Below are 26,030 nucleotides of genomic sequence, written 5' to 3' on the forward strand. Positions count from 1 at the left end.
TCATGACGACCACCCAACTCGATACCACTTTGCGCATCAACGGCGCACGCCTGTGGGACACGCTCATGCAGCAGGCGCGTATCGGCGCCACGCCCAAGGGCGGCGTGCGGCGCCTCGCACTGACCGATCTCGACCGGCAAGGCCGCGATTTCTTCGTTGCACAGGCCGAAGCCGCGGGCTGCACCGTGCGTGTGGACGCCATCGGCAACCTCTTCGCGCGCCGGCCGGGACGCAACAACGCGCTGCCGCCCGTCATGACCGGCAGCCACATCGACACGCAGCCGACCGGCGGCAAGTTCGACGGCAACTACGGCGTGTTCGCGGGCATCGAGGTCGTGCGCGCGCTCAACGATGCGGGCATCGAAACGGACGCGCCCATCGAAGTGGCCGTGTGGACCAACGAAGAAGGTTCGCGCTTCGTGCCGGTGATGATGGGCTCCGGCGCGTTCATCGGCGAGTTTGCGCTGGACGCCGTGCTGGCCGCGCAGGACCGCGACGGCGTGGCCGTGGGCGAGGCGCTGCGCAGTATCGGCTACGCGGGGAGTGAGCCTGTTGGCGGCCGAGCCGTGGGCGCCTACTTCGAAGCGCATATCGAACAAGGGCCGGTGCTGGAGGCGCACGCCACGACCATCGGCGTGGTGACGGGCGCACTCGGCCAGCGCTGGTACGACGTGGTCTTGACCGGCATGGAAGCGCACGCCGGGCCCACGCCGATGGAGCTGCGCCGCGATGCGTTGCTGCCCGCGGCGGAGCTGGTCGGCATTGCCAACCGCATCGCGCTGGAGCGCCCACCGCATGCGCGCGCCACGGTGGGCTGTCTGAGCGTGCATCCGGATTCGCGCAACGTGATTCCGGGCCAGGTATCGATGACGATCGACTTCCGCGCGGCCGACGACGCGGTGTTGTCCGACATGGATGCGGCACTGCATGAGGCGGTGGCGGAGTTGCGCACACGCAGCGGCATCGACATCGCATTGCGCCAGGTCGTCTACTTCCCGCCGCAGCCGTTTGACGCCGCGCTGGTGAATGCGGTGCGCAGGGGTGCGCGCCAACTCGGATTGTCGGAGATGGACGTGATCAGCGGCGCAGGCCATGACGCGGTCTACCTTGCGCGTGTGGCCCCCACGGCGATGATCTTCGTGCCGTGCAAGGACGGCATCAGCCACAACGAGATCGAAGACGCCCGCCCCGAACATCTGGAGGCCGGCTGCAACGTGCTGCTGCACGCGATGCTGCAGGCCGCCGGCCGCGTTTGACACCATCCCCCGACCGCCCATGCGCATCCTGATCGCTCGCTTCAATCACGAGACGAATACGTTCTCGCCGGTGCCGACGCCGCTGGCATCGTTCCATCCGCACTACGGTGCTGACGCGTACCGCGCCGCCAAGGGCACGCGCACGGCGGCCGGTGCGTTCATCGAACTGGCAGAGGCGGCGGGCGCGGAAATCGTCGTGCCCGTCGTTGCCGGGGCCAACCCCAGCGGACGCGTCGCTGCCGAGGCGTACACCACGTTGTGCGACGCCATCGTCGCGGCTGCGCCGGGGTGCGATGCGCTCTTGCTTGACCTGCACGGCGCGATGGTCGCGGAGAACAGCGACGACGGCGAAGGCGATCTGCTCGAACGCCTGCGTGCGGTGGTGCCCGACGTGCCGATTGCCGTCGCGCTGGATCTGCACGGCAATCTCACGCAGAAGTTCATCGACCTGGCCGACATCGCAGTCAGCTTCAAGACGTATCCGCACGTCGACATGTACGAAACCGGCGAGCACGCCGGCCGCTTGCTGTTCGACAAGCTGGCCGGCCGTGCGCGCCCCGTGCTCGCGTGGCGCCGCTTGCCGCTGGTCACGCACACGCTGCGCAGCCGCACCGATGAAGGCGCGATGCACCGCGCCCTGGGGTTGGCCAAGCAGGCGGAGAAGGACGGCATGCTGGCCGTGTCGATCCTGGCCGGGTTCGGGCTGGCGGACATTGCTGCGCCGTGCTTTTCCATCGTGGTGGTTGGCAACGGCGACAAGCACGCTGCGGACGCTGCGGCGCAACGCATTGCCGATGCCATCTGGGCCGACCGCGAAGGGTTCGTCTACCGCTCTGAACCGCTGACCGAATCGATCGCGCGCGCGGCCAAGTTGGCAGACGCTCCGGGCAGCGGCCCGGTGCTGCTGCTCGACCACGGCGACAACTGCATGTCCGGCGGCACGTGCGATGACATGCACGTCTTGCACGAAGCGTTGAAGCAAGGCTTGAGCGGCATCGCCGTCGGGCCGGTGTGCGACCCCGAGGCCGTCACCGCAATGATCGAGGCCGGCGTTGGCGCCACCGTCACGCTGCCCGTGGGCGACAAGGTGCCGCTTGCGCAGCTGGGCATCTACCCGGTGCCGCGTGCGCTGACGGGTAAGGTCGTCGCCATCAGCGACGGTGAATACACGATCACGGGGCCGACCTACACCGGGCAGCGCATCCGCATGGGGCGCACGGCGCTGCTGGACATTGGCGCGGCGCAGGTGGTCGTCACCGAGACGCCGCAGGAGCATTGGGACCTCGGCATCTTCACGCACATCGGCGTGGACCCGCATGCCGCGCGCTTCGTGCTGCTGAAGTCGCGCATGTATTGCCGTCCCGTGTTCGTGCCCATCGCAAAAGCCGTGGTGGAGTGCGATGGCGGCGGCGTGACGAGTTCGGACTACGCGCGCTTTCCGTTTGCGAAGGTGCAGCGGCCCGTGTTTCCGCTCGATGCGGAAGCGGCGTCTGCGTGAACGCTACGCGCTGTCGCGCTCAACGAGTGTGAAGCCCACGTCGACCGTGCGGCGTTCTTCATCGCCGTGTTCGATGCGATCGATCAGCAACGTTGCCGCCAGCTTGCCGATGCCCGTGCCGTCGATGCGGATTGTCGTAAGCGCAGGCGTGGTGTCCTTGGCGAACACCTGGTCGCCGTAGCCGACCACGCGGAGTTGCCCGGGCACGGCAACGCCGCGATGTTCCGCTTCCATCAGCACCCCGAGCGCGAGGATGTCGGCGCCGCAGAAGATGGCGTCGGTGTCCGGATGCTGCGCGAGCAATTCGCCCAACGCACGCCGGCCATCGCCCAGGTTGGCGGGGGATTCAGCGGCAATCACGGGAATGTCGATATCCGGGCCGAACGCCTTCACGAAGGCTTGCGCGCGTGCCTGTGCGCGGCGGTCGCTCGGCGTGACGACGGCGGGGTGCTTTGCGCCGCGCTGCTTCAGATAGCGCGCCGCCGCTTGCCCCACCTTCTGGTGTGAGAAGCCCACGAGCATGTCCAGCGGGTTGCGCGTGATGTCCCACGTTTCCACCACCGGCACGCCGGCGGCCAGCAGCTTTTGCCGTACGCTGGCCGAATGCACCACGCCGGTCAGCACGATGCCCGCAGGGCGCCGTCCGACGATGGCATCGAGCAGCGCATCTTCGCGTGATTCGTCATAGCCGCTCTGACCGATCAGCAATTGATAGCCCGCCGCCGCGAGTTCCGTGGTGAGTGCGGCAACCGTTTCCTGGAACACGCTGCCCGCAATCGTGGGGATGAGCGCGACGATCAACCGGCTGCGGTTGGACGCCAGTGATCCGGCCACCAGGTCCGGCGTATAGCCCGTCTGCCGCACCGCTGCGCGCACGCGTTCCAGCGTGTCGCTCGATACCAGCTCCGGCGTGTTCAGCGCGCGTGACACCGTCACCTTGGTCACGCCCACAAGCTTGGCAAGGTCGCTCAATGTGACGCGCCCGGTGTTCTTGCGCGCACGGCGTGCGGCGGCAGGCGCGGTTTCTAAGAGGGACACGGCGGGGGTCTTGGTCACGTGATCGAGAGGCCGATTAGGGAAACACAGGGGAACGAAGGGGCTAGCAATTATCGCAAAACCCGACTACGATTGCGCCAATGTTACCGGTTACATAAACCGGTAACATAAAACTGGCGATAGACGGCGGCTGCACCAGAAGGCAGCCCGGAGGAGCAAAGGATGTTGCAGGCAACCCCAACGTACGCGGGGCCGCTGATTCAGCTGAACGCGGCAGACAACGTGCTGATTGCGCGCGAAGGGCTGTCGCTGGGGGCGAACCTGTCGATCAACGGCATCGCGGTGCGCCTGCGCGCGCAGGTGCCGGCCGGCCACAAGATCGCCGCGCGGCGGATCGCGCAGGGCCAAGCCATCCGCAAGTACGACACGATCATTGGCCGGGCAGCGCGCGATATCGAAGCGGGCGAGCACGTTCATACGCACAACGTGGAGCTGATCGACTATGCGCGCGACCCGGGTTTCGGCCTGGATGTGCGCCCGGTCGATTACATCCCGGAGGCGCAGCGCGCAACGTTCAATGGCATCGTTCGCCCCGACGGCCGTGTGGCCACGCGCAACTTCATCGGCATCCTCGCGTCGGTCAACTGCTCGTCCACCGTCATCAAGAACATTGCGGCGTGGTTCACGCCGGAGCGCCTGGCGCCGTTTCCCAATGTGGATGGCGTGGTGGCATTTGCGCAGACGAGCGGTTGCGGGATGTCGTCGCCATCCGAGCATTTCGATGTGCTGCGCCGCACGTTGGCGGGCTATGCGCGGCATCCGAACCTGGCGGGTGTGCTGATCGTCGGCCTGGGCTGCGAGCGTAACCAGGTGGCGGATTTGATGGCGAGCCAAGGGCTGGAAACCGGCAAGCTGATGCACACGCTCGTGATGCAGGACACCGGCGGCACGCGCGCCACCATCGAGGCTGGCATCGCCGCCATCCAGAAGATGCTGCCCGCGGCCAATGACATCGTTCGCCGTCCGGTATCGGCCAGCCATATCAAGATCGGCCTGGAGTGCGGCGGCTCCGATGGTTTCTCGGGCATTACCGCCAACCCGGCGCTCGGTGCGGCAATGGATTTGCTGGTGCGCCACGGCGGCACGGCCATCCTGTCTGAAACGCCGGAGATCCACGGCGTGGAAACCATGCTCACGCGCCGTGCGGTGTCGCCGGAAGTCGGCCAGAAGCTGCTCGATCGGCTCGCGTGGTGGGAGAACTACACGCGCGGCCACAACGGCCAGTTCAACGGCGTGGTTGGGCCCGGAAACCAGCAGGGCGGTCTGGCCAACATCTTCGAAAAATCACTCGGCTCGGCCATGAAGGGCGGCACCACGCCGCTGCAGGCCGTGTACGAATACGCCGAGCCCATCGACCGCGCCGGCTTCGTCTTCATGGATTCCCCCGGCTACGACCCCGTTGCCGTGACGGGCCAGATTGCCAGCGGCGCCAATCTGATCTGCTTCACCACGGGGCGCGGCTCGATGTTCGGCTCCAAGCCCGCACCGACGATCAAGCTCGCCAGCAACACGCCCATGTTCCGCCGGCTTGAAGAAGACATGGACATCAACTGCGGCCGCATTCTCGACGGCGAACGTTCGGTGGATGAAATGGGCCAGGATATCTTCGAGCACATCCTGCGCACCGCTTCGGGCGAGCGCACCAAGAGTGAGTTGCTTGGTCTTGGCGACCATGAATTCGTGCCCTGGCACATGGGCATCGTGAGTTAGCGCCTCGACTCGAAGGCACGCATCACCTATTACAAAACAGGAGACAAACCATGCAGGACACGTCACAGGGTGGCCCGCGCTCGAAAGTGCGCTGGGTCGTCGCCGGCCTCATGTGGGCGGCGATTGCCATCAACTACATCGACCGTACCGTGCTGTCGGCCGCCGCGCCGCACATCCAGAAAGAATTCCAGCTGAGCGCCGTCGAAATGGGCGTCGTCATGTCGGCGTTCTTCTGGTCGTATGCGCTGCTGCAGTTGCCGGCCGGCATTCTGGCCGATCGTTTCGGGCAGAAGAAGGTGCTCGGGTTTGCGGTGCTGTGGTGGTCCGTTGCGACGGCGTTGACGGGCCTGGCAAACGGCTTCAAGTCGCTGGTGGGCTTGCGTGTGGCGTTGGGCATCGGTGAGGCAGGTGCGTACCCCAGCAGCGCGGGCATTACGGGGCGCTGGTTCCCCAAGCAGGAACGCGCCACGGTGGCCGCCATTTTCGATAGCGGCTCCAAGCTGGGTAGCGCTGTCGCCTTGCCGCTCATCGCGTGGCTGCTCGTGACGTTCGATTGGAAGATCACCTTTGCGGTGACGGGCGCGCTCGGCATCGTGTGGGCAGTGGTGTGGTGGGCGGTGTTCAAGGAAACGCCCGAAGCGCACCGGGGCGTGAACGCCGCCGAGCTTGCCCACATCCAACGCGGCCTGCCGCCAGCCCGCAAGGATGAACCCAAGGTGCCCTGGACGAAGCTGCTCACGCACCGGAACATCTGGGCGATGTGCATCGGCTTCTTCATGATCAACTACAACTCGTACTTCTTCATCACGTGGCTGCCGACGTACCTCGTCAAGGAGCGCGGCATGGGCCTGATGGAGATGGGCTTCATGGCGTCGCTACCGCTGTTCGTGTCGATGTTCGTGGAGGTGTTTGCAGGCTGGGCGTCAGACCGCGTGTATGCATCGGGCAAGCTTTCGCTCACGGCCACGCGCAAGCTCTTCCTGGTGATCGGGCTGGTGATGGCGTCGAGCATCGGGCTCGCGGCGTTTGCACAATCCGCGGTGGTGGCGGTCATCCTGCTGTGCATCGCCAAGTCGGGCACGACCGTGGCGGCGTCGCAGGTGTGGGCGCTGCCGGCGGACGTGGCACCGGGCAACAACGTGTCGATGGTCGCGGGCCTGCAGAACAGCGTGTCGAACATGGGCGGCGTGATTGGCCCGATCATCACCGGCGCCATCGTGGGCGCCACGGGCTCGTTCATTCCGGCGCTGGTGTTTTCCGCCGCGCTCATCGGCCTGGCGATCCTGAATTACCTCTTCTTGCTCGGCAAGGTGGAACCCATCAGCTTCGAGCCCACTTCTGAAACACTCCATTCGCATGACCAACGCAATGCAAACGCCCGCGCTTGAGCGCCCGAACAGTTTCAAGGCAGCACTGGCCGCCAGGCAACGCCAGATCGGCTTCTGGCTGGCGATGAGCGATCCGTACCTGGCGGAGGTGAGCGCCACCGCTGGCTTCGACTGGCTGCTGATCGACAGCGAGCACGCCCCGAACGACGTGCGCACGATCCTCGCGCAACTGCAGGCCGTGGCGCCGTACCGCGCCGAGCCCATCGTGCGCCCGTACAACGGCGATCCGTCGCTCATCAAGCGCCTGCTCGACATTGGCGCGCGCACGCTGCTCGTGCCGATGGTCGACACGGCGGAAGAGGCGCGCGAGCTGGTGCGCGCGGTGCGCTATCCCCCGCACGGCATTCGCGGCGTGGGCAGTGCAGTGGGCCGCGCATCGCGCTGGAGCGCCCGCACCGATTACCTGCAGACTGCCGATGACGAAGCCTGCCTGCTCGTCCAGGCGGAGACCGTTACCGCGCTGCAAAACCTTGAAGCCATCTGCGATGTGGATGGCGTGAACGGCGTGTTTATCGGCCCGGCGGATCTGGCAGCGTCGATGGGCCACCGTGGCAATACAGGCCACCCGGATGTGCAGGCTGCCATCGACAAGGCCGTGCGCACGATTGTTGCGTCGGGCAAGGCCGCCGGCACGTTGACATCCGATGCGGCGCTGGCACGTCACTATCTGGAGCTGGGCTGCACCTTCGTGGCCACCGGCGTTGATATCCTGATGTTCGCCAACGGCGCCCGCAAGCTCGCCCGTGAGTTCATCGCGCCGCAAGGTGCCTGATTCTTCTTCCTCTTTCTACCGGATCTGACATGACCCGCAAGACCTACCGGATCGCCGTGATCCCCGGCGACGGCATCGGCCGCGAAGTGATGCCCGAAGGCCTGCGCGTGCTCGAAGCCGCCGCGCGCCGCTTCGGCATCAGCCTCGAAAAGCAGCACATCGACTGGGCCAGCTGTGACTACTACCAGCAGCACGGCGCGATGATGCCGGATGACTGGAAGCAGCAACTGCAGGGCATGGACGCCATCCTGTTCGGCGCGGTCGGCTGGCCGGCCACGGTGCCCGATCACGTCTCGCTGTGGGGCTCGCTGCTCAAGTTCCGCCGCGAGTTTGATCAATACATCAACCTGCGCCCGGTGCGTTTGTTCGAAGGCGTGCCGTGCCCGCTCGCCAACCGCAAGCCCGGCGACATCGATTACTACGTCGTGCGCGAGAACACCGAGGGCGAATACACGTCGCTCGGCGGCATCATGTACGAAGGCACCGACCGCGAGATCGTCATCCAGGAATCGGTCTACTCGCGCAAGGGCGCTGAGCGGCTGCTCAAGTTCGCCTTCGACCTCGCACAAAGCCGTGAGCGAAAACACGTGACGCTTGCCACCAAGAGCAACGGCATCGCCATCAGCATGCCGTGGTGGGACAAGCGCGCTGAGGAAGTCGCGCAAAACTATCCCGACGTCACGCTCGACAAGCAGCACATCGACATCCTGACCGCGCGCTTCGTGCTGCAGCCGGGCCGTTTCGATGTGGTGGCCGCCACCAACCTGTTCGGCGACATCCTGTCCGATCTTGGCCCCGCGACGACGGGCACGATTGGCCTGGCGCCTTCCGCCAACCTGAACCCGGATCGCACCTTCCCTTCGCTGTTCGAGCCGGTGCACGGCTCGGCGCCGGACATCTACGGCAAGAACATCGCCAACCCAATTGCGATGATCTGGTCGGCGGCGCTGATGCTGGACTTCCTGACCGAAAGCCAGGGCGAAGGCCGTGCGGCGCACGACGCCATTGTCGCGGCCATCGAGACCGTGTTGAAGGAAGGCCCCCGCACGCCAGACCTGGGCGGCACCGCCAACACCACGCAGGTGGGCGAGGCGATTGCCGCGCACCTCGGTTGAACGGCTTGAAGGACTCGACGATGGCTTTCAGCTTCGACCAACTCCGCCAGGCGGGGCTCGTGCGCACCGACAACCTGATCGACGGCCAGTGGGTTGCCGGCACCGACGGCGCGCGCTTTGCCGTGACGGACCCCGCCACCGGCAGCCTCATCGCCAACGTGCCCGACAGCAGCGCCGCTGATGCGCGCGCCGCCACCGACGCGGCCGCGCGCGCCTTTCCCGCGTGGCGCGACACGCTGCCGGCCGAGCGCGCGGCCGTCCTGCGCCGCTGGCACGCGGCCATCGTTGCCAATGCCGATGCGCTGGGGCGGCTGATTTCGCTGGAGCAGGGCAAGCCGTTTGCCGAAGGGCGCGGCGAGGTCATGTACGGCGCCTCGTACGTCGCGTGGTTTGCCGATGAGGCCACGCGCATCTACGGCGATCTGATCCCGCAACAGCAGCGCGGCAAGCGCATGAGCGCCGTCAAGGAGCCCGTGGGTATCGTGGCGGCCATCACACCGTGGAATTTCCCGCTGGCGATGATTGCGCGCAAGATCGCGCCGGCCCTGGCAGCGGGCTGCACCGTGGTCGCTAAGCCGGCGGAAGACACGCCGCTCACGGCGCTGGCACTGGCGCAGCTCGCGCAGGAAGCAGGGCTGCCCCCCGGCGTGCTGAACATGATTTCCGCCTCGCGTGATCGGGGTATCGAGGCCGTAGCCGATTGGCTGCACGACAGCCGCGTGCGCAAGATCACCTTCACGGGCTCGACGCCGGTAGGCAAGTATCTGGCGCGCGAGTCGGCGGGCACGCTGAAGAAGCTGTCGCTGGAGCTGGGCGGCAACGCGCCGTTCATCGTGTTTGACGACGCGGACCTCGATGCGGCCATCACGGGTTTGCTGGCGGCCAAGTTCCGCAACGGCGGCCAGACGTGCGTGTGCCCGAATCGCGTCTATGTGCAGGCCGGCGTGTATGAGCGCTTTGGCGCCATGCTGGCCGAGCGGGTTTCCGCGCTGAAAGTCGCACCCGCCACCGATCCGGATGCGCAGATCGGCCCGATGATCAACGCTCGCGCCGTCGACAAGATCGAACGCCACGTGCAGGACGCCGTCGCCAACGGTGCGCGCGTGCTGGCCGGTGGCAAGCGCTTGCCGGAAGTTGGCGAACACTTCTATGCGCCCACCGTGCTGGCCGACGCCAACAGTGGCATGGCCCTGTGTGGCGAAGAAACGTTCGGCCCCGTTGCGCCGCTGTTCCGTTTTGTCGATGAAGCCGAAGCCGTGCTGGCCGCCAACGACACGCCGTTCGGCCTCGCGTCGTACTTCTACACGCAGGACATCCGCCGCATCGAGCGGGTATCACGCGCGCTGGAAGCGGGCATTGTCGGCATCAACGAAGGCGCGCTTGCCAGCGAGGCGGCGCCCTTTGGCGGCGTGAAGGAGTCGGGCTACGGCCGTGAGGGCTCCAAGTACGGGCTTGACGACTATCTGTCGATCAAGTATCTGTGCCAGGGCGGGTTGAACTAGCGCGCTGAATCCCAGAAGCGTTGTGCACGGAACGGGCGAACATCCACGGTGGGTGTCTCGCCCGCCATCATTTCCGCAATTAATCGCCCAGTAATCGGCCCCAGCGTCAGGCCGTGGTGTGCATGGCCGAACGCGAACCACAGGCTTGGATGGTGGGGCGCCGGCCCGATGATCGGCAGCATGTCGGGCGTGCAGGGGCGAGCGCCCATCCACGGTTCCGCATCCACCCGTTCTGCCAGTGGAAAGAGCTTGCGGGCGACGGGCTCGACGGCGTTGAGTTGCACGGGCGTCTTGGGTGCATCGCGGTGCGCGAGTTCCGCGCCGGTGGTCAGGCGGATGCCCCGCGCCATTGGCGCCAGCACATACCCGCCGTCGGCATCAAGCACGGGATGGTTCAACTGCGCACCTTGCGCAGGCGCGTAGTGCATGTGGTATCCGCGCTTGACGGCCAGCGGCAGGCTGTAGCCCAGGCGTGAGGTGATGACGTCCGCCCAGGGGCCCATGGCGATGACGACGTTGTCGGCGCGCAGCTCGCCTACTTTGGTTTGCAGCAGCCACGGTGCGTTGGGCGTGAGCGTGTTGGCATCAGCCTCAAACAGGCGGCCGCCGAGTTGCTCGAAATACTTTGCGTAGGCCGTGACCAGCGCGTTTGGGTCGCTCACGGAATCCGCTTCCGTGTAGCGCAGGCCGCCCAGCAGCGATGTGTCCAGATGCGGTTCAACGCTGCGCAGGCGCGCCGGGTCGAGCGCTTCAAAGGCGACGCCGTACTCGCGTTGCCAGCGTTCCACGTTGCGCGTTTCCTTGTCCTGCGTGGCGGCGTTGCGGAAGACCTTGATCCAGCCACTGGGGCGGATCAGCCCTGTGGCACCGGCCGCTTCTGCCAGCGCGCGATGCTCGCTCACGCTGTGCGCGATGAGCGGTGCATACGCACGTGCAATCGCCGCGTGCCGCGTCGGCTCCGAGTTGCGCCAGTACTGCCACAGAAACGGCAGCAGCCGGAGCAGATCGCCGGGGTGGTGATGCACGTCGGCCGACGTATTGCTCGCATAACGCAACAGCGTCGACAGGTCGCGCGGGAACGCATACGGATACACACCCTCACGCTGGATCAGCCCGGCATTGCCGAACGACGTCTCAAAGCCCGGCGCACGGCGGTCCACAAGGGCGACGGCGCGCCCGCGTTGCTGCAGATGCACCGCTACCGATACGCCGACAATGCCGGCGCCCAGCACAAGGGTGTCAAAGCGCATGGCGAGCCGCTCCTTAAGGCTTGGCCAATGCCGTGACGGCGATCTCGACGTCAATGCCCGGGCGCATCAGGCCCGACTGCACGCAGGCGCGCGTAGGCGCGTGGCCGGCCGGCACCCAGGCTTCCCAGGCGGCGTTCAGCTCGGCAAAGTATTTGGCGTCGGTCAGCCAGATGTTGGCGGAAATCAGTCGCGTCTTGTCCACGCCCGCTTCGGCCAGCAGGGTATCGATGCGCTCGAGGATGTTGTTGGTCTGCTCCGTCACCGACTTGAAGTCGACGTCGGGCACTTGCCCGGCCAGATGCACGATGCCATTGGCGATCACGATCTGGCTCATGCGGGCGTTGGTGTGGAGGCGTTGGATATCGGTCATGTCGAGGAGGTCGTTGTAGGTTCAGACGGCCGAGGTGCCCATGCCGCTCGTGGCGGCATCGAACACCGGCGGTGCGGTGACGATGGATTGGAGTGCCGGCGTCGGCTGCGTGAGCTTGGCGAGGTCCGGCCGCGGCCGCCGCAGCGTAGCAGACGCGTCGAAAACCTGCTCAAGCGCATGCGCCACGGCAAGCGTCTTGCGGTCGCCGTGGAAGGGCCCGACGATCTGCAGGCCGAACGGCATGCCGGCGTGGTCAACGCCGCACGGCAATGACAGCGCCGGGTGCGTGGTCAGCGTGACGACGTACGTCAGCGCCAGCCAGCGGTAATAGTTCTCTTGCGCACGCCCATCGATGTGCGTGGCATACAGCTCGCTCCACGGAAACGGCGACACCGGCGTCGTCGGCGACAGGATCACGTCGTACTGGCCGAAGGCCGCCTGGAAGCGCTTGAGGATGCGTGTTTGCTCCGCCTGGGCCCACGCACAGTCAGCGAGCGTCATGGCGGCGCCCAGCTCGTAGTTGGCGCGCGAGTTCGGCCCGATCGAGGCCGGGTCGCGCGTATAGGCATCGTGCAGGCCGGCGACGAAGCTCTCTGCGCGGATCACGTCAAAGCAGCGATGCACCTCGCCCAGATCGAACTGCACGGGCTCGCACGATTGGAACATCGGCGCGATGGCGGCAATGCGCTCGCGGAAGACCGCGCGGATGCTGGCGTCGACATCGCAGCAGCCGAAGTCTTCCGTCCAGCCGACGCGCAGCGAGGACAGGTCGATGGGCGCGGGCGTGGCAAAGCTCAGCGGATCGACGTGAAAGCTGAGCGGATCGCTTGCCGACAGGCCCGCCGTGGCGGCCAGTTGCAGGCAGGCTTCGGCCACCGTGCGCCCCATCGGGCCAACCACCGAAATGGGTGTCCAGCCGAGCTTCTTGCGCGAATTCGGCACCAGCCCCGGCGATGGCCGAAAGCCGACCACACCGCATTTGGAGGCCGGAATGCGTAGCGAGCCGCCGGTGTCTGAGCCGGTGCAGACGGGCAGCATGTCGCACGCCAGCGCGGCTGCCGCACCACCCGACGAGCCGCCCGCATTCAGCATCGGGTTGAACGGGTTGCCTGTCGCGCCCCACACCGGGTTGCGCGTGTTGGCGCCGGCACCGAACTCCGGCACGTTGGTCTTTGCCACCAGCACGGCGCCGGCTGCGCGCAGGCGTTCGACCAGCAAGACATCCTGCGTCGGCACGTTGCTGCGCGCGGTGGGTGAGCCATACGTCGTCAACAGGCCCGCTGTGTCTTCCAGATCCTTCACGCCCAGCGGCAGGCCGTGCAGCAGGCCCAGCGGTTCGCCATTGAGCACGGCGCGCTCTGCGGCTTTTGCGGCTTCGCGTGCCTGCGGAAAGCACGTCGCCGTGACGGCATTCACGGCAGGATTGATGGCTTCGATCCGCTCGATGCAGGCGTCGAGCAGCTCGACGGGCGAGATTTCCTTGGCGCCGATCAACCGGCGCAGTTCCACCGCAGACAGGCTGACGAGCGGGTCGTTGTGCGACATGAATATTCCCCTTAAAGCGCTTCACCGGTGCGGTCCCGCAGCCAGATCACCGGCACCAGTGACACCAGGCATGCGGTCGCCACGTACCACGCCGGCGCCAGCGGGTTGCCGGTGCGCTCCACCAGCCAGCTCGCGATGAACGGCGAGAACCCGCCGAAGAACGATGCGCTCACCACATACGTGAGTGCAATGCCGGTGGCGCGCACATGCTTGGGAAACAGCTCCGGGATCATCACCAGCACGGGCACGATCTGCGCGGCCACGAACACCGCCAGCAATGCGGATACCGCATACAGTGTCAGCGGCGTTGGATGCGCGCCCAGGAAGGCAAACGCCGGGTACACCGCCAGCAGCATGATGACGCGCGAGGTGACCAGCAAGCGCTTGCGGGTGTAGCGATCTGCCAGGCGCCCCGCAATCGGAGCGGCCACAAACAGGACGAGCGAACTGACCACGCCGGAAGCCACCGCCGCCGTGGGCGACATATGCAGCGTGCGCACCGCGTGGCTCGGCAGGAAGAACGCAGTGATGTACACCGACACCGAGCCGCCTAGCTCCGCAAAGGTGCCGAGAATGGTCAGCTTCAGATGTGTGGTCAGTGCGGCCTTGAGGGCACCCTGCGGTTTGACATGGCTGGGCGCCGCGTCACGGCGGTCGAGCGTTTCTTCCAGCCGGCGGCGGATCAACATACCGGCCGGGGCCGCAAAAATGCCCAGGAGGAACGGCAGCCGCCAGCCCCAGGCGAGTACCGCCTCTTTGGACAGCGTCACGTTGATGAGCGTGGCGACCGCCGCGCCCAGCGCGAGCCCCAATGCGGTTGCGGCAAAGTTCCAGCTCGCAAAGAACGCCCGCGTGCGGTCGCTGGCGTACTCGACCAGCAGCGTGGTGCCGGGCCCGAATTCGCCACCTGCTGCAAAGCCCTGCATCAGGCGCGCGGCAAGCACGATCATCGGCGCGAAGATGCCGGCCGTGGCGTAGGTGGGCGCCGTGGCGATCAGCGCGCACGACAGCGCCATCATCATGATGGTCAGCACCATCGCCTTCTTGCGGCCGACGCGGTCAGCATAGGCACCGATGATGACGCCGCCGAGCGGCCGCACCACAAAGCCCACGCCAAACACCCCGATCGACAACAGAAACTGGTTCACCGGCGATGCCGATGGAAAGAACAGTTGCCCGATCTGGATGGCGAAGTAGCTGTAGATGGTGAAGTCGTAGAACTCCAGCGCTGTGCCGATGGTAGTGGCGGCAATGACTTGCGTGCGTGACAGCGCGGGGCGGCTGTCGAGGGCGAGTGTCGACACGGGCTGCTCTCCTAGGTTGGAGGCTGGGGAGGGTTTGAGTTATCGTATACGAGAAAAATCAAATTCTCGTATACGAGAAAACCCGGAGACATGCGTGGCATCTAGCGCAAAAGCGGCTATCCAGGCCCATCCAATCGACGAGGCACCGGCGCAGCTCAATCACCAAGAGGTCGGCGCGCGCATTCGCGAGGCACGCAAGGCGCGCGGGCTGACGCTGCAAGAGCTGTCGGAGCGCTCTGGCGTGGCGCTGTCGACCATCTCCAAAGCCGAGCGCGGCGACATTGCGCTGACGTATGAAAAGTTTGCCGGCCTGGCGCAGGCATTGGGGCTGGAGTTCGAGCAACTGCTCGGCCGGCGCCGCACGCCGGATGCCGGACCATTACGTCCGACCTTCACGCCCTCGGGCGGCCAGGTCATCTATGACACGCCGAATTACGAGTACGGCATGCTGGCCGACGCGTTGACCGGCAAACGCATGTTGCCGATGCGTGCGCACATCCGCGCACGCTCGGTCGATGATTTTCCGGACTACATCCGCCACCCCGGCGAAGAATTCGTCTTTGTGCTGGGCGGCGAGATCGAACTGCGCTTCGAAAACGGCGACACCTTCCGCCTGGCACCCGGCGACAGCCTGTACTTCGACAGCGCAGTCGGGCATGTCTATCTGTCCGTCAGCGAAGAGCCTGCCGAGATACTCGCGTGCTGCACCGGCACCGACGTGCGCGAACTTGGCGACGTGATCTGAACGGCTGGCTTGCGTAGGGCCCGGCCCGCCAGAACATCCGGCACAGCCTTGCCGTCGGCCACCGCCACCGTGCCGTTGACCAGCACCCAGCGCACGCCCACGGGCGGCAGCCCCGGCTGTTCATAGCTCGCACGGTCGGCGTAGGTGGCGGGGTCGAAGATGACCAAGTCGGCAAACTTGCCTGCCTCCACAGTGCCGCGGTCTTTGATGCCGAAAATCTCAGCGGTGCGCGCGCTGGCCTGGCGAACGGCAAACGGCAGCGTCATCACGTGTTTGCGCGTCACGTATTCGCCGATGCGGCGCGCGAAGGTGCCGGCCTCGCGCGGGTGCCCGGCAATGCCGTCGGAGCCACCCACCACGAAATCCTCCTTCATGAAGGCTTCCAGATCGGCGTCGCTCATGTTGAACGACACGATGTTCGTGCCGCCGTGCTGGATCACGCTGATGGCCGCATCGACGGGGCTCACGCCCAGCTTCTTGCCCAGCGCTGCGAGCGATTGCCCGTTGTATTCGGGCTTGGTGGAAATCAGCACCTGCGCCGCCGGCCCGTTGCGCTGTTGCATGGCCTTTTCCATGTCGGCGGCAATGCGCGCACGCGTGGCGGGATCTTCCAGCCGCTTGAGCAGCGCATCGTTGCCGCCGTCGCGTGCCCAGCCCGGCACCAGCGCCGGAATGATGTGTGTGCTCGACGCTGTGTACGGATATTGGCTTGCCGATACGTTCATGCCGCCGGCCTGCGCTTCACGCATCAGCCCGATGACCTCCGCACTCTTGCCCCACGAATCCACACCCAGCGCCTTGATGTGCGAGATGTGGATCGGGATGCCCGACTGCCGGCCGATGTCCAGCGCCTCTTTCACCGCGTTGACAAGGCCAGTGCGGAAGTTGCCCTCATCGCGCAGGTGCGTGTCGTAGATGCCGCCACGCGCGGCCACCGTCTTGGCCAGCGCCACCACCTCGTCCGTTTTGGCGAACACGCCGGGCGTGTACACGAGGCCCGTCGACATGCCAAATGCGCCGTCGCGCATGCCGTCTTCCATCAGGCTCTGCATGGCTTTGAGTTCGTCAGCGGTGGGGGCGCGGTCCGCGTCGCCCATCACGCGGTGGCGCACGGCGTTGTGGCCCACCAGCATGGCTACGTTGGTGCCGATGCGATTGGCTTCCAGCGCCTTGAGCGTCGGCCCGATGCGATCGAGGTCCGGCCCGTCGGCTTCGAGCACGATGCCGTCGTTGCCGATCACCACCGTCGTCACGCCCTGCAGCAGATAGGGCAAGTTCTGGTGACGGTCTTTGGAGACGAGGTTGTGATAGGCGTGCGTATGCGGATCAATAAAACCCGGCGCCACCACCAGCCCGCGCGCATCGAGCACCGTCTTCGCCTGCACGCCCGCGGCGGAGGGCTGCACCAGCACGATGCGGTCATTGCGGATGCCAACGTCAGCTACGAACGGCGCGCCACCGCTGCCATCGACCACGGTGCCGTTGCGGATCAGGATGTCGACCGGTTCAGGCCCCGGCGCGGCACTGGCGGCGCCGGCGAGCGCAAGGCTCAGGGTGAGGGCGGACAGCAGGCACTGCGGCAGACGGTGTGGGCGCATATCGGCTTCCTTGTGGTTTGCAGCGAGTGTAAAGAGCCTGGTTGCCCACATGACATGCAAATGGTTCGGCCCGGTATGCGGAGCGGACATGCACGGGTTCACCGTGCTGGAGCGCTTGCGCGCAGGCGCCAATACAACACTCAGCGTTTTCAATATCTGAATTAAGAACAACTAATCACCCGCAAAGCCTTGCCAGCATTGGATGCGGCAAGACATTGGCGACAATGTGCGGCTGTCCCCACTTTGGAGGGGGGCAACTGACTTGCCCCGGTGACACAATCGCGAAAATTCCGAAGTCATGCTGCGCCACATGCGACGCATGGCAGACCCGGTCGGGGAGCTTCATGCAAGAGAGTTGGATGGCAATTTCGGCGGCGCGCGCACGGGCGCATCGCCTGTACGGCGTGCGCGGCTGGCTCGTGACGCTGCTGTGGCTGAACACGCTGCCAGCGCTGGCGATCGTGCTGGCGATGGGCATGATGCTCACGCTCGGCGAAGCCAATGGAGGGCCAATCGGGGCGGTACCGGCGCTCGCTGGGCTCGTTTTCCCGCTGGGGCTCGTTACCCTGGCTTTCTTGCGTGTGCGCTGGTTTCCGATGGTGTGGCTCGGATACGGCCTGCTCCAGTTGCTGGCTACGCTGGCCATGAGCGGCGGCATTCATGCGTGGACGACACAAGCCTCCGGCGGCACGGCAGGGCGCATGCCGATCACGCTGCTGCTGGCAGCGGAGGCGCTACTGCTCATCGGCTCGGCAGCGTACATCTGGTTTTCGCGCCGCGTGCGTGTGACCTATCGGCATGAGGTGCGGCTGACCGATCCTGCTGCAGCACCGGCCGTGTTCGACAAGCCCGCCCCCAATGAAACGCCCTCTGACGCCACCGACCACGCACGCGAACGCGCGGCGCTACGGCGCGTTGCCCAAGAACTGAGTTCCGGTGTGCTCGACACCCGAACCTGGATGCACGTGATGCGGCATCACGCCGATGCCACCGACGGCACCCGCACGGCGGCCTATGTGCGGGCGCGCATGTCTGAGCTGTGTCCGCCGGCGCATGTCCATCCGCCGGTCGTGCGCACGTTGTCGACCGGGCTTGGTGCGTTGCTTGTGAGCGTGCTGGCTGCGGGCGTGCTGATGGCTGCGGTGATTGCGCTGGCGCTGCGCGTGCCTGGCGACGGCACCGATCTGCTTGAACTGCTCGTTGCCGTGGCGCTCACGCTGAGCTGGCTGGGCGGCCTCTTTGTTGGCGCGGGTTTTCTGCGCCGCGTTGCCTGACATCTACCGCGTGGCCGTCGGCGCGGCAGCGGCTTGGTTCCAGTCGCCGCCCACCGCCTTGACGAGGAACACGCTCGTCGTCATCTGCTGGCCGAGAATCTGCACCGCCGTGCGCTGGTTGTTCAACAGCGATTGCTGCGCGGTGATCACGTCCAACGAGGTTGCGAGCCCGCCCTCGTAGCGCACGCTCGCAATGTCGTAGACCTTGCGGGCGCTTTCCACGGCATGGCGCGCCTGGTTTGCCGCACGGTCCAGCGATTGCAGCCCGGCAAGGCCATCTTCCACTTCCTGCAACGCGCCCAGCACCGTCTGCCGGTAGTTGGCGATCGCGCCCTGGTAGGCCGCATTGGCAAAGTCCACACGCGCCCGCGTGCGGCCGGCGTCGAACACCGTCTGGGCGATCTGTGTGCCGAACGACCACAGCAGCGTGGGCGCAGAGAACAGCAGCGCCAGATCGCGGCTTTCCCAACCGGCGCCGCCGTTGAGCATCACGCTCGGGAAGAATGCCGCGCGTGCCACGCCCACCTGAGCGTTGGCGGCAGCGGCACCCCGTTCAGCCGCTGCCACGTCCGGGCGGCGTTCGATCACGTCGGAGGGCAGCGCCACCGGAATCTGCGGCGCTGTGCCTGCAAGTGGCGCGGGGTCGAGATGGAAGGCCGGGGCCGGTGTACCGACCAGCGTAGCCAGCGCGTGTTCGTACTGCGCGCGTTGCTTGGTCAGCAGTTCGGCCTGCGTGGCGGTGCTGTCCACCAGCGCCTGTTGCTGCGCCAGATCGAGCCCCGACGCCACGCCGTCCTGGTGCCGTGAGGTAACAAAATCGAGCGCCTTGCGCTGCAGAGCCAGACCTTCCTGCACCACGGCGATTTCCGCATCGGTCTCGCGCAGGTTGTACCAGGTGGTGGCGACCTGCGCGGCAAGCAGCAGGCGGAAGTTCTCGAAATTGGCGCCGGCCTGCTCTTCACTGGCGGCGGCGTTGGCGACGGTGTTGCGCACGCGGCCGAACAGATCGGCTTCATAGCTCGCGTCGGCGCGCAGGACGAAATCGCTCTGCACCGTTGACATCGTTGGGCTCGTGTACGACGAGAGCGGCCGTTCCGACGACGTGCGCGTACGCGTGTCGTTGTTGGTGGCTGTGATGGTGGGCAGCAGGCTTGCGCGGGCCATGCGCGTCTGAGCCTGCGCCTGCTCCAGGTTCGACAACGCAACCTTGAGCGATTGGTTGTGCGCCAGCGCCTGCGTGACGAGCTTGTCGAGCTGCGGATCGTTGAAGCGTTGCCACCATGGCCCTTTGGGCGCGGCGTCTGCGGGTTGCGCGGCGCGCCAGGGCGCTTCGGTCTGCCAGTGCGCGGGCACGTCCATGGCCGGGCGCTCGTAAGTCGGCGCGAGCGAGCAGCCGGCCAGCGCGGCGATCAGCGATGCCGCCAGCGCGGTGGTGCGCAACCGCGTCATGATGCGTGCGGCGCGGAAGCCGCGGGCGCTGATGCCGGGGCCGGCGTGACGATGGTCACCGCTTCGCCCTGCTCGATGGAATCGGCCGGGTTGAGGATCAGCGCGTCCGTCGCCTTCAAGCCGGAGATGATTTCTACCGTGCGGCCGTAGTCGCGTCCGATGGTGACGGGGCGCAGGTCGACGTGGCCGTTTTCTGCCACGGCGATGCGCGGGCCTTCCTTGCGGAAGAGCAGCGTGTTGGTCGGCACCGTGAATGCAACCGGTGCGTCTGCCTTCGCGCTGGCGCCGGCTTCGTCGCCGGTGGCTTTGCCCTTGATGGCGACCTGCACATAGGCGCCGGGCAGCAGGCGCCCGTCCTTGTTGGGCAGCTGCACTTCCACCTGCATGGTGCGCGTAGTGGCGTCGATGGCGCCGGAGGCCCGCGCGATGGTGCCGTGGAAGGTCTGGCCCGGCAGCTCTGCCAGCGTCACGGCCACGTCCTGCCCGACCTTCACCTGTTGCGAATACGCCTGCGGCACATAGAGGTAGATGCGCAGCGGATCGGTCTGCGCAAGCGTAAACAGCTCGCGGTTGGCGCCCGCGTTGCCGGCGTTGACCAACGCACCGACATCGACATTGCGCTTGGTCACCACGCCCGCAAACGGGGCCACCACGCGGCGGAAGCCTTGCAGTTCCTGCAGGCGGCGCACGTTGGCTTCTGCGGCAGCCAGGTCGGCCTGGGCCTGGTTGGCGGCGCTGGTGCGCTCGTCCAGTTCCTGTTGCGAGACGGCGTCTTTCTGGCGCAGGTTCTGCCAGCGCGTGAGCGAGGTCTGCGCCAGTGCCTTGCGTGCGGCGGCCTGGTTGCGCGTGGCCTGCGCCTGGTTCAGTTCCTGGTCCACTTCCGGCGTGTCCAGCAGCGCCAGCACTTCGCCCTTGTCGACGTGCGCACCGATGTCCTTGAACCAGCGCAGCACGTAGCCGCTGGTGCGCGCATAGATGGGCGATTCAACGTAGCCCTGCAGCGTGCCCGGCAGCGTCAGTTCGCGATTGGTGTGAGCCGGTTTGGGGGCGATGGTGGTGACGTAGCGGCTGGTCTGCGCGTTCACCTGCCGCTCCAGCGCATGTGCGTTGTAATAGCGGCCGACCAGCGTGCGCGCAGCGCCCAGCGCCAACACCACCACCACGGCAATCACGACCCAGCGTGCGCGGCGCATGGCGGGGCCGCGGTCGACCTGTTCGATCGGGTCCACCGTGACGACGTGGTGCGGCGGGCCGCCTGCGAGGTGCCCTGAATGCGACCCAGAATGCGGCCCAGAATGGGCACCGGATGTTTGTTCAGACATGTCCTTCGCTTCCCCGCAAATCGTGACTACGCCGGGCGGCGCGCCGCTGCAATCTGTTGTGCACGCTGGCAAACACCACCGGAACAAAGAAGAGGGTCGAGACGGTCGCAAACAGTAGACCGCCGATCACCGCGCGCCCAAGCGGCGCGTTCTGTTCTGCGCCTTCGCCCAGGCCCAATGCCATGGGCACCATGCCGATGATCATCGCCAGGGCCGTCATCAGCACCGGGCGCAGGCGGGTGGCCCCCGCTTCCAGCGCAGCCTGCACAGGCGCGATGCCTTCGGCCAATCGCTCACGCGCAAACGAGATCAACAGAATCGAGTTGGCCGTCGCCACGCCCATCGTCATGATGGCGCCCGTGAGTGACGGCACCGACAGCGTGGTCCCCGTCACGAACAGCATCCACGCGATGCCCGCCAGCGCTGCCGGCAGGGCAGTCACGATGATGAGCGGGTCGATCCACGATTGGAAGTTCACGACGATCAGCAGGTACACCAGCACGATCGCCATCACCAGCCCCACGCCCAGGCCGAGGAACGACGACTCCATCGTCTTCACTTGGCCGCGTACCGTGACCTGCGCGCCGCGCGGCAGCTTGGGGCGGATGTCGTCAACGGCTTTCTGCACTTCCTTGGCGACGGCGCCCAGGTCGCGGCCCTGCACGGCGGCGTACACATCCACCACGGGCGTGATGTCGTAATGCGAGACGACCTGCGGCTGCACCCCGGGGCTGACCTGTACGAGGTTGCCCAGCAACTGCGGGCCGCCCGCCTGGGCAGCGCCACCGCGCGAGCCCGCCACCGGCGTGCGCAGCAGCGCGTCAAGGGAGTCAACGCGGTACTGCGGGCTGGTGACGGCAACCTGATACACCACGCCGTTGATCGGGTTCAGCCAGAACGTGGGCGAGGTCTGGAAGCTGGAGCTGAGCGATACCAGCAGGTTCTGCGCCACGTCGCGTCCTTCCAGGCCGACCTGCTGGATGCGGGTGCGGTCCATGTTCAAGGCCAGCGTGGGCTGATCGAAGCGCTGGTGCACATGTGTATCCACCGCGCCCGGAATCTGCTTGATGCGGTTGGCCAGCACGCCCGCGAGCTGCTGGTTGGTGGCCACGTCGGCGCCGGAGAACTGCACGTCGATGGCCGACGGCAGGCCGAAGTTCAGGATCTGACTGACGATGTCCGCAGGCTGGAACGCGAACTCCACGCCGGGAAACCGCTTCGGCAATTCTTCGCGCAGGCGGCGGATGTATTCGGCGCTGGGTTTGCGCTCGCCTTCGTGCAGGGCGATCAGGATTTCGCCATCCAGCGTGCCGATGGTGCCCGCGTTGCTGTACGACAGGTTGATCCCCGAGTTCGGCACGCCCAGGTTGTCGAGAATGGTCGACAGCTCTTTCTTGGGAATGATCTGTCGGATGGCCGTTTCCACTTCGTCGGCCAGGCGCGCTGTCTCTTCAATGCGCATGCCCGACGGTGCACGCATGTGCAGGCGGATCTGGCCCGCATCCACATCCGGGAAGAAGTCGCGGCCGAGCACCAGGAACAGCGCGCACGATGCCACGCAGAAGCCCAGGAACGACAGCGCGAACACGCGGCGGTATTCCAGCAGGCCGCCCAGGATGGCGGCGTAGTTGCCGCGCATGTGCTCGAACTGTGTGTTGAACGCCCGATAGATGCGGCCGAACGTGCTCGGTTTTGCGTCGGCTTTCCCGGCGCCATGCGTGTGCCCGGTCATGAGCATCATTACCAGCGTCGGCACCAGCGTGCGCGACAGCACATACGACGCCAGCATCGCGAAGATCACTGCTTCGGCCATCGGCACGAACAGGTAGCGCGCCACGCCCGTGAGGAAGAACATCGGCACGAACACGATGCAGATGCAAAGGGTCGACACGAAGGCCGGCACGGCAATCTCGGCGGCGCCGTCCAGGATGGCGGTAACAGGCTCCTTGCCTTCGTGCAGGTGGCGCTCGATGTTCTCGATGGTGACGGTGGCATCGTCCACCAGAATCCCGACCGCGAGCGCCAGGCCGCCCAGTGTCATCAGGTTGATGGTCTCGCCAATCAGATGCAGCACGATGATCGACGAGAGGATCGACAGCGGAATCGACACCGCAATGATGGCCGTGCTGCGCCAGTTGCCGAGGAACAGCAGGATCATCGCGGCCGTCAGGCACGCGGCGATGATCGCCTCCCGGATCACCCCTTCGATGGCCGCCTTCACGAACAGCGACTGATCGAACAGTGGCGTGATCTTCAGGTCTTGAGGCAGCGCGGCGGCCGCGGCCGGCAGAAGCTTGTGGATGTTGTTGACGATATCCAGCGTTGATGCGCCGCCGTTCTTCAGGATGGACAGCAGCACGCCGCGCTGGCCATCCTGGCGCACCACGTTGGTCTGCGGCGAGAAACCGTCGCGCACATGGGCCACGTCGCCCAGGTAGAGCGTGGCGCCGTTGCTGGTCTTGACCGGAATGGCGTTGAGCGCGGCGATGCTGCCCGGCGTACCGTTGAGCGTGACACCGTATTCGGTGGCGTCGATCTTTTGCGTGCCGGCCGGCAGGATCAGGTTCTGCGCGCCCACCGCGTTGACGATGTCCACCGGTGTCAGGCCCTGCGCCAGCAGCTTCTGCGTGTCGAGATCGACCGTGATCTGCCGGCTCTTGCCGCCATACGGGAACGGCACGGCGATGCCAGGCACCGTAATCAGGCGCGGGCGCAGGAAGTTCAGTGCCGCATCATTGAGTTCCTGCTCCGACAGCGTGTTGCTCGACAGGCCGAGTTGCAGGATCGGAATGCTCGACGCTGAATACTTGATGATCAGCGGCGGAGTCGTCCCCGGCGGCAACTGCCGCACCTGCGCCTGCGACACCGAAACGATCTGCGCCAGCGCGGTCTGGATGTTGGCCGTCGGCTGGAAGAACACCTTGACGATCGAGATGCCGTTCAACGATTGCGACTCGATGTGCTCGATGTCGTTGACGGTGGTCGTCAGGCTGCGCTCCGTGACTGACACGATGCGGTCGGCCATCTCCTTGGCGGGCAGGCCGTTGTAGTTCCAGATGATGCTGACGACCGGAATGTCGATTTCCGGAAAGATGTCCGTGGGCGTACGCATGAGCGTAAACGGCGTCGCCAGCAGGATCAGCAGCGCGAGGACGATGAACGTCAGCGGCCTTCGCAGCGCGAGTTGGACAATCCACATGGAGGCGTTTCAGAACCGCGGTGCGTTGATGGAGGGCGACGGTTGTTCGATCCGGCCCGACAGGCAGGGACCAGCCATTCTAGCGCCGGGGGCCGCCGATCAATATGTCGCTTTGATCTGACTTTATTACATTGCATAACGGCAACTGCCGTGGCAACTGAAGGCCCCGCTCAGCGCAGATTGCGCCCGCATTGCAGCAGCAGATCGTGCAGCAACGCAGCGTGCGCAGCGTCGATTCCCTGCAGCATTTCCTGCTCGAGCCGGCTCACGGCTTCATCGCACAGCGCCAGCAGCGCGAGCGCTTCGTCGGTCAGGCCCAGCATGACGATGCGGCCGTGCGTCGGATCGGGCGTGCGCGTCACCCAGCCCCGCGCCTCCATCGTCTTCACCACTTCATTGGCCGATTGCGGCGACATGAAAGAGCGCTCCGCCAGTTGCGCGTTCGACAGGCTACCGCGCGCGTGCAGCACGGACAGCGCCGTGAATTGCGGCACCGTCAGCCCGTGCGGGGCGAGCGCCTCGCCCAGGCGACGCTTGACGATGCGGTCGGTGCGCCCAATCAGGTAGGGCAGTCGTGCAGACGTTGCTGGTGCGCCGTCTTGTGTGGGCTGAGGTGTGTTGCGTTTGGTTCGGGTGGCCGCCATGGATGTGAGTGGGTGTGCACCTATGCAGATGCGCACATTCTGCTACGTGTCGTTCGGGTCAGGGTTTACGGCAATGATAATCTCCTTGTTATATCAGGTTACCTGATATTAAATTGGCACCAAGCTGAGACGCGCCGCACACAAGACGGCGGGCGTCTCAAGCAGCCGACAGATCAAGGAGACGGAAATGGCTGATTACCAAGGGCGCTGGCAAACCGTGGACGTAAAGGTGGACCAGGGCATTGCATGGGTGACGTTCAACCGCCCCGAGAAGCGCAATGCCATGAGCCCGACGCTCAACTCGGACATGATCCAGGTGCTCGAAGCGCTGGAGCTGGATGCCGATGCCAAGGTGCTGGTGTTGACCGGCGCCGGCGATGCGTGGACGGCAGGCATGGATTTGAAGGAGTACTTCCGCGAAGTCGACGCCGGCCCGGAAATCCTGCAGGAGAAGATCCGCCGCGACGCCTGCCAGTGGCAATGGAAGCTGCTGCGCATGTATGCCAAGCCGACCATCGCGATGGTCAACGGCTGGTGCTTCGGCGGTGGCTTCTCGCCGCTGGTGGCGTGCGATCTGGCGATTGCGGCGGACGAGGCCACCTTCGGCCTGTCGGAAATCAACTGGGGCATCCCGCCGGGCAACCTCGTCAGCAAGGCCATGGCGGATACCGTCGGCCACCGTCAGGCGCTCTACTACATCATGACCGGCGAGACCTTCACCGGCCAGCAGGCCGCCGCCATGGGCCTCGTCAACGAGAGCGTGCCGCGCGCTCACCTGCGTGCGCGCACCGTGGCGCTGGCCGAGAAGCTGCTGGAGAAGAACCCGGTGGTGCTGCGTGCCGCCAAGCACGGCTTCAAGCGCAGCCGCGAGCTGACGTGGGAGCAGAACGAGGACTACCTGTACGCCAAGCTCGACCAGGCCACGCTGCGGGACCCGGAGGGCGGCCGCGAGCAGGGCCTCAAGCAGTTCCTGGACGACAAGTCCATCAAGCCGGGTCTGCAGGCATACAAGCGCGCCTGATCCGCTCCCTCC

Annotated in this window: 20 protein-coding genes; 10 read left to right on the top strand and 10 right to left on the bottom strand. The window is 65.9% G+C overall.

Going from position 1 to position 26,030, the window contains the following annotated elements; genetic code table 11:
• Window positions 1–2 precede the first annotated feature (2 nt).
• Together BM136_RS05385 and BM136_RS05390 are read left to right on the top strand one after the other, a co-directional pair.
• A complete protein-coding gene (locus BM136_RS05385; RefSeq protein ID WP_092970892.1) occupies window positions 3–1,256 on the top strand; it encodes a Zn-dependent hydrolase in 1,254 nt (417 codons plus the stop codon).
• 19 nt (window positions 1,257–1,275) lie between these two features.
• Window positions 1,276–2,754: a M81 family metallopeptidase gene (locus BM136_RS05390; protein WP_092970893.1), complete on the top strand. Its 1,479-nt coding sequence runs from the start codon at window positions 1,276–1,278 to the stop codon at window positions 2,752–2,754.
• Window positions 2,755–2,757: 3 nt separating this feature from the next.
• On the opposite strand, the gene BM136_RS05395 is transcribed toward BM136_RS05390, so the two are convergent.
• Complete coding sequence (locus tag BM136_RS05395) at window positions 2,758–3,810, bottom strand: LacI family DNA-binding transcriptional regulator (RefSeq protein WP_092970894.1); 1,053 nt, start codon at window positions 3,808–3,810, stop codon at window positions 2,758–2,760.
• 162 nt (window positions 3,811–3,972) lie between these two features.
• Here BM136_RS05395 and BM136_RS05400 point away from each other — a divergent pair, with 162 nt between their 5' ends.
• The 5 genes from BM136_RS05400 to BM136_RS05420 are packed head-to-tail and all read left to right on the top strand — an operon-like array spanning window position 3,973 to window position 10,297.
• Window positions 3,973–5,520 carry a UxaA family hydrolase gene (locus tag BM136_RS05400; protein ID WP_092970895.1) on the top strand — a complete coding sequence of 516 codons (1,548 nt, stop codon included), beginning with the start codon at window positions 3,973–3,975 and terminating at the stop codon, window positions 5,518–5,520.
• 50 nt (window positions 5,521–5,570) lie between these two features.
• A complete protein-coding gene (locus BM136_RS05405; RefSeq protein WP_092970896.1) occupies window positions 5,571–6,908 on the top strand; it encodes an MFS transporter in 1,338 nt (445 codons plus the stop codon).
• Window positions 6,877–7,680 carry a 4-hydroxy-2-oxoheptanedioate aldolase gene (hpaI, locus tag BM136_RS05410; RefSeq protein WP_092970897.1) on the top strand — a complete coding sequence of 268 codons (804 nt, stop codon included), beginning with the start codon at window positions 6,877–6,879 and terminating at the stop codon, window positions 7,678–7,680. The genes BM136_RS05405 and hpaI overlap by 32 nt, the downstream gene beginning before the upstream one ends.
• Before the next feature lie 29 nt (window positions 7,681–7,709).
• Window positions 7,710–8,795, top strand: coding sequence for a tartrate dehydrogenase (locus tag BM136_RS05415; protein WP_092970898.1), 1,086 nt, complete (start codon window positions 7,710–7,712; stop codon window positions 8,793–8,795).
• A gap of 20 nt (window positions 8,796–8,815) precedes the next feature.
• Entirely contained in the window at window positions 8,816–10,297 is a 1,482-nt protein-coding gene (locus BM136_RS05420; RefSeq protein ID WP_092971330.1) for an NAD-dependent succinate-semialdehyde dehydrogenase, read from the top strand.
• Here BM136_RS05420 and BM136_RS05425 read toward each other — a convergent pair.
• The 4 genes from BM136_RS05425 to BM136_RS05440 are packed head-to-tail and all read right to left on the bottom strand — an operon-like array spanning window position 10,294 to window position 14,766.
• A complete protein-coding gene (locus BM136_RS05425; protein WP_092970899.1) occupies window positions 10,294–11,547 on the bottom strand; it encodes an NAD(P)/FAD-dependent oxidoreductase in 1,254 nt (417 codons plus the stop codon). The two genes, BM136_RS05420 and BM136_RS05425, sit on opposite strands and share 4 nt — an antisense overlap.
• A 13-nt stretch (window positions 11,548–11,560) precedes the next feature.
• Window positions 11,561–11,917: a RidA family protein gene (locus tag BM136_RS05430; RefSeq protein WP_092970900.1), complete on the bottom strand. Its 357-nt coding sequence runs from the start codon at window positions 11,915–11,917 to the stop codon at window positions 11,561–11,563.
• A gap of 21 nt (window positions 11,918–11,938) precedes the next feature.
• Window positions 11,939–13,462, bottom strand: coding sequence for an amidase (locus tag BM136_RS05435; protein ID WP_092970901.1), 1,524 nt, complete (start codon window positions 13,460–13,462; stop codon window positions 11,939–11,941).
• 11 nt (window positions 13,463–13,473) lie between these two features.
• Window positions 13,474–14,766: an MFS transporter gene (locus BM136_RS05440; RefSeq protein WP_092970902.1), complete on the bottom strand. Its 1,293-nt coding sequence runs from the start codon at window positions 14,764–14,766 to the stop codon at window positions 13,474–13,476.
• Window positions 14,767–14,860: 94 nt separating this feature from the next.
• On the opposite strand from BM136_RS05440, the gene BM136_RS05445 reads away from it, so the two are divergent.
• Window positions 14,861–15,511: a helix-turn-helix domain-containing protein gene (locus BM136_RS05445; RefSeq protein WP_254775616.1), complete on the top strand. Its 651-nt coding sequence runs from the start codon at window positions 14,861–14,863 to the stop codon at window positions 15,509–15,511.
• Here BM136_RS05445 and BM136_RS05450 read toward each other — a convergent pair.
• A complete protein-coding gene (locus tag BM136_RS05450) occupies window positions 15,427–17,109 on the bottom strand; it encodes an N-acyl-D-amino-acid deacylase family protein (protein WP_254775617.1) in 1,683 nt (560 codons plus the stop codon). The genes BM136_RS05445 and BM136_RS05450 overlap by 85 nt on opposite strands.
• Before the next feature lie 359 nt (window positions 17,110–17,468).
• Between BM136_RS05450 and BM136_RS05455 the strand changes: the two genes are divergently transcribed.
• Complete coding sequence (locus BM136_RS05455) at window positions 17,469–18,383, top strand: hypothetical protein (RefSeq protein ID WP_254775618.1); 915 nt, start codon at window positions 17,469–17,471, stop codon at window positions 18,381–18,383.
• Between the two features lie 3 nt (window positions 18,384–18,386).
• Here BM136_RS05455 and BM136_RS05460 read toward each other — a convergent pair whose 3' ends face one another.
• The 4 genes from BM136_RS05460 to BM136_RS05475 all read right to left on the bottom strand — a co-directional run bounded on the left by BM136_RS05460 (window position 18,387) and on the right by BM136_RS05475 (window position 24,997).
• Window positions 18,387–19,832 (bottom strand): efflux transporter outer membrane subunit, encoded by a 1,446-nt coding sequence (locus BM136_RS05460; protein ID WP_092970904.1) that lies wholly within the window; start codon window positions 19,830–19,832, stop codon window positions 18,387–18,389.
• Window positions 19,829–21,154 (bottom strand): efflux RND transporter periplasmic adaptor subunit, encoded by a 1,326-nt coding sequence (locus tag BM136_RS05465; RefSeq protein WP_092970905.1) that lies wholly within the window; start codon window positions 21,152–21,154, stop codon window positions 19,829–19,831. The genes BM136_RS05460 and BM136_RS05465 overlap by 4 nt, the downstream gene beginning before the upstream one ends.
• A complete protein-coding gene (locus tag BM136_RS05470; RefSeq protein WP_092970906.1) occupies window positions 21,147–24,353 on the bottom strand; it encodes an efflux RND transporter permease subunit in 3,207 nt (1,068 codons plus the stop codon). Before BM136_RS05470 ends, BM136_RS05465 begins: the two co-directional genes overlap by 8 nt.
• A 170-nt stretch (window positions 24,354–24,523) precedes the next feature.
• Entirely contained in the window at window positions 24,524–24,997 is a 474-nt protein-coding gene (locus tag BM136_RS05475; RefSeq protein ID WP_092970907.1) for a MarR family winged helix-turn-helix transcriptional regulator, read from the bottom strand.
• A gap of 187 nt (window positions 24,998–25,184) precedes the next feature.
• Between BM136_RS05475 and BM136_RS05480 the strand changes: the two genes are divergently transcribed.
• Window positions 25,185–26,018: a p-hydroxycinnamoyl CoA hydratase/lyase gene (locus BM136_RS05480; protein WP_027679713.1), complete on the top strand. Its 834-nt coding sequence runs from the start codon at window positions 25,185–25,187 to the stop codon at window positions 26,016–26,018.
• Window positions 26,019–26,030: the final 12 nt, after the last annotated feature.

The sequence above is a fragment of the Ralstonia sp. NFACC01 genome (assembly GCF_900115545.1).
GTDB classification, from domain to species: Bacteria; Pseudomonadota; Gammaproteobacteria; order Burkholderiales; family Burkholderiaceae; genus Ralstonia; species Ralstonia mojiangensis.

Coding starts and splice junctions, on each gene's coding strand:
- BM136_RS05385 (WP_092970892.1), top strand. CDS start 3: ATGACGACCACCCAACTCGATACCACTTTGCGCATCAACGGCGCACGC.
- BM136_RS05390 (WP_092970893.1), top strand. CDS start 1,276: ATGCGCATCCTGATCGCTCGCTTCAATCACGAGACGAATACGTTCTCG.
- BM136_RS05400 (WP_092970895.1), top strand. CDS start 3,973: ATGTTGCAGGCAACCCCAACGTACGCGGGGCCGCTGATTCAGCTGAAC.
- BM136_RS05405 (WP_092970896.1), top strand. CDS start 5,571: ATGCAGGACACGTCACAGGGTGGCCCGCGCTCGAAAGTGCGCTGGGTC.
- hpaI (WP_092970897.1), top strand. CDS start 6,877: ATGACCAACGCAATGCAAACGCCCGCGCTTGAGCGCCCGAACAGTTTC.
- BM136_RS05415 (WP_092970898.1), top strand. CDS start 7,710: ATGACCCGCAAGACCTACCGGATCGCCGTGATCCCCGGCGACGGCATC.
- BM136_RS05420 (WP_092971330.1), top strand. CDS start 8,816: ATGGCTTTCAGCTTCGACCAACTCCGCCAGGCGGGGCTCGTGCGCACC.
- BM136_RS05425 (WP_092970899.1), bottom strand. CDS start 11,547: ATGCGCTTTGACACCCTTGTGCTGGGCGCCGGCATTGTCGGCGTATCG.
- BM136_RS05430 (WP_092970900.1), bottom strand. CDS start 11,917: ATGACCGATATCCAACGCCTCCACACCAACGCCCGCATGAGCCAGATC.
- BM136_RS05435 (WP_092970901.1), bottom strand. CDS start 13,462: ATGTCGCACAACGACCCGCTCGTCAGCCTGTCTGCGGTGGAACTGCGC.
- BM136_RS05450 (WP_254775617.1), bottom strand. CDS start 17,109: ATGCGCCCACACCGTCTGCCGCAGTGCCTGCTGTCCGCCCTCACCCTG.
- BM136_RS05455 (WP_254775618.1), top strand. CDS start 17,469: ATGGCAATTTCGGCGGCGCGCGCACGGGCGCATCGCCTGTACGGCGTG.
- BM136_RS05460 (WP_092970904.1), bottom strand. CDS start 19,832: ATGACGCGGTTGCGCACCACCGCGCTGGCGGCATCGCTGATCGCCGCG.
- BM136_RS05465 (WP_092970905.1), bottom strand. CDS start 21,154: ATGTCTGAACAAACATCCGGTGCCCATTCTGGGCCGCATTCTGGGTCG.
- BM136_RS05470 (WP_092970906.1), bottom strand. CDS start 24,353: ATGTGGATTGTCCAACTCGCGCTGCGAAGGCCGCTGACGTTCATCGTC.
- BM136_RS05475 (WP_092970907.1), bottom strand. CDS start 24,997: ATGGCGGCCACCCGAACCAAACGCAACACACCTCAGCCCACACAAGAC.
- BM136_RS05480 (WP_027679713.1), top strand. CDS start 25,185: ATGGCTGATTACCAAGGGCGCTGGCAAACCGTGGACGTAAAGGTGGAC.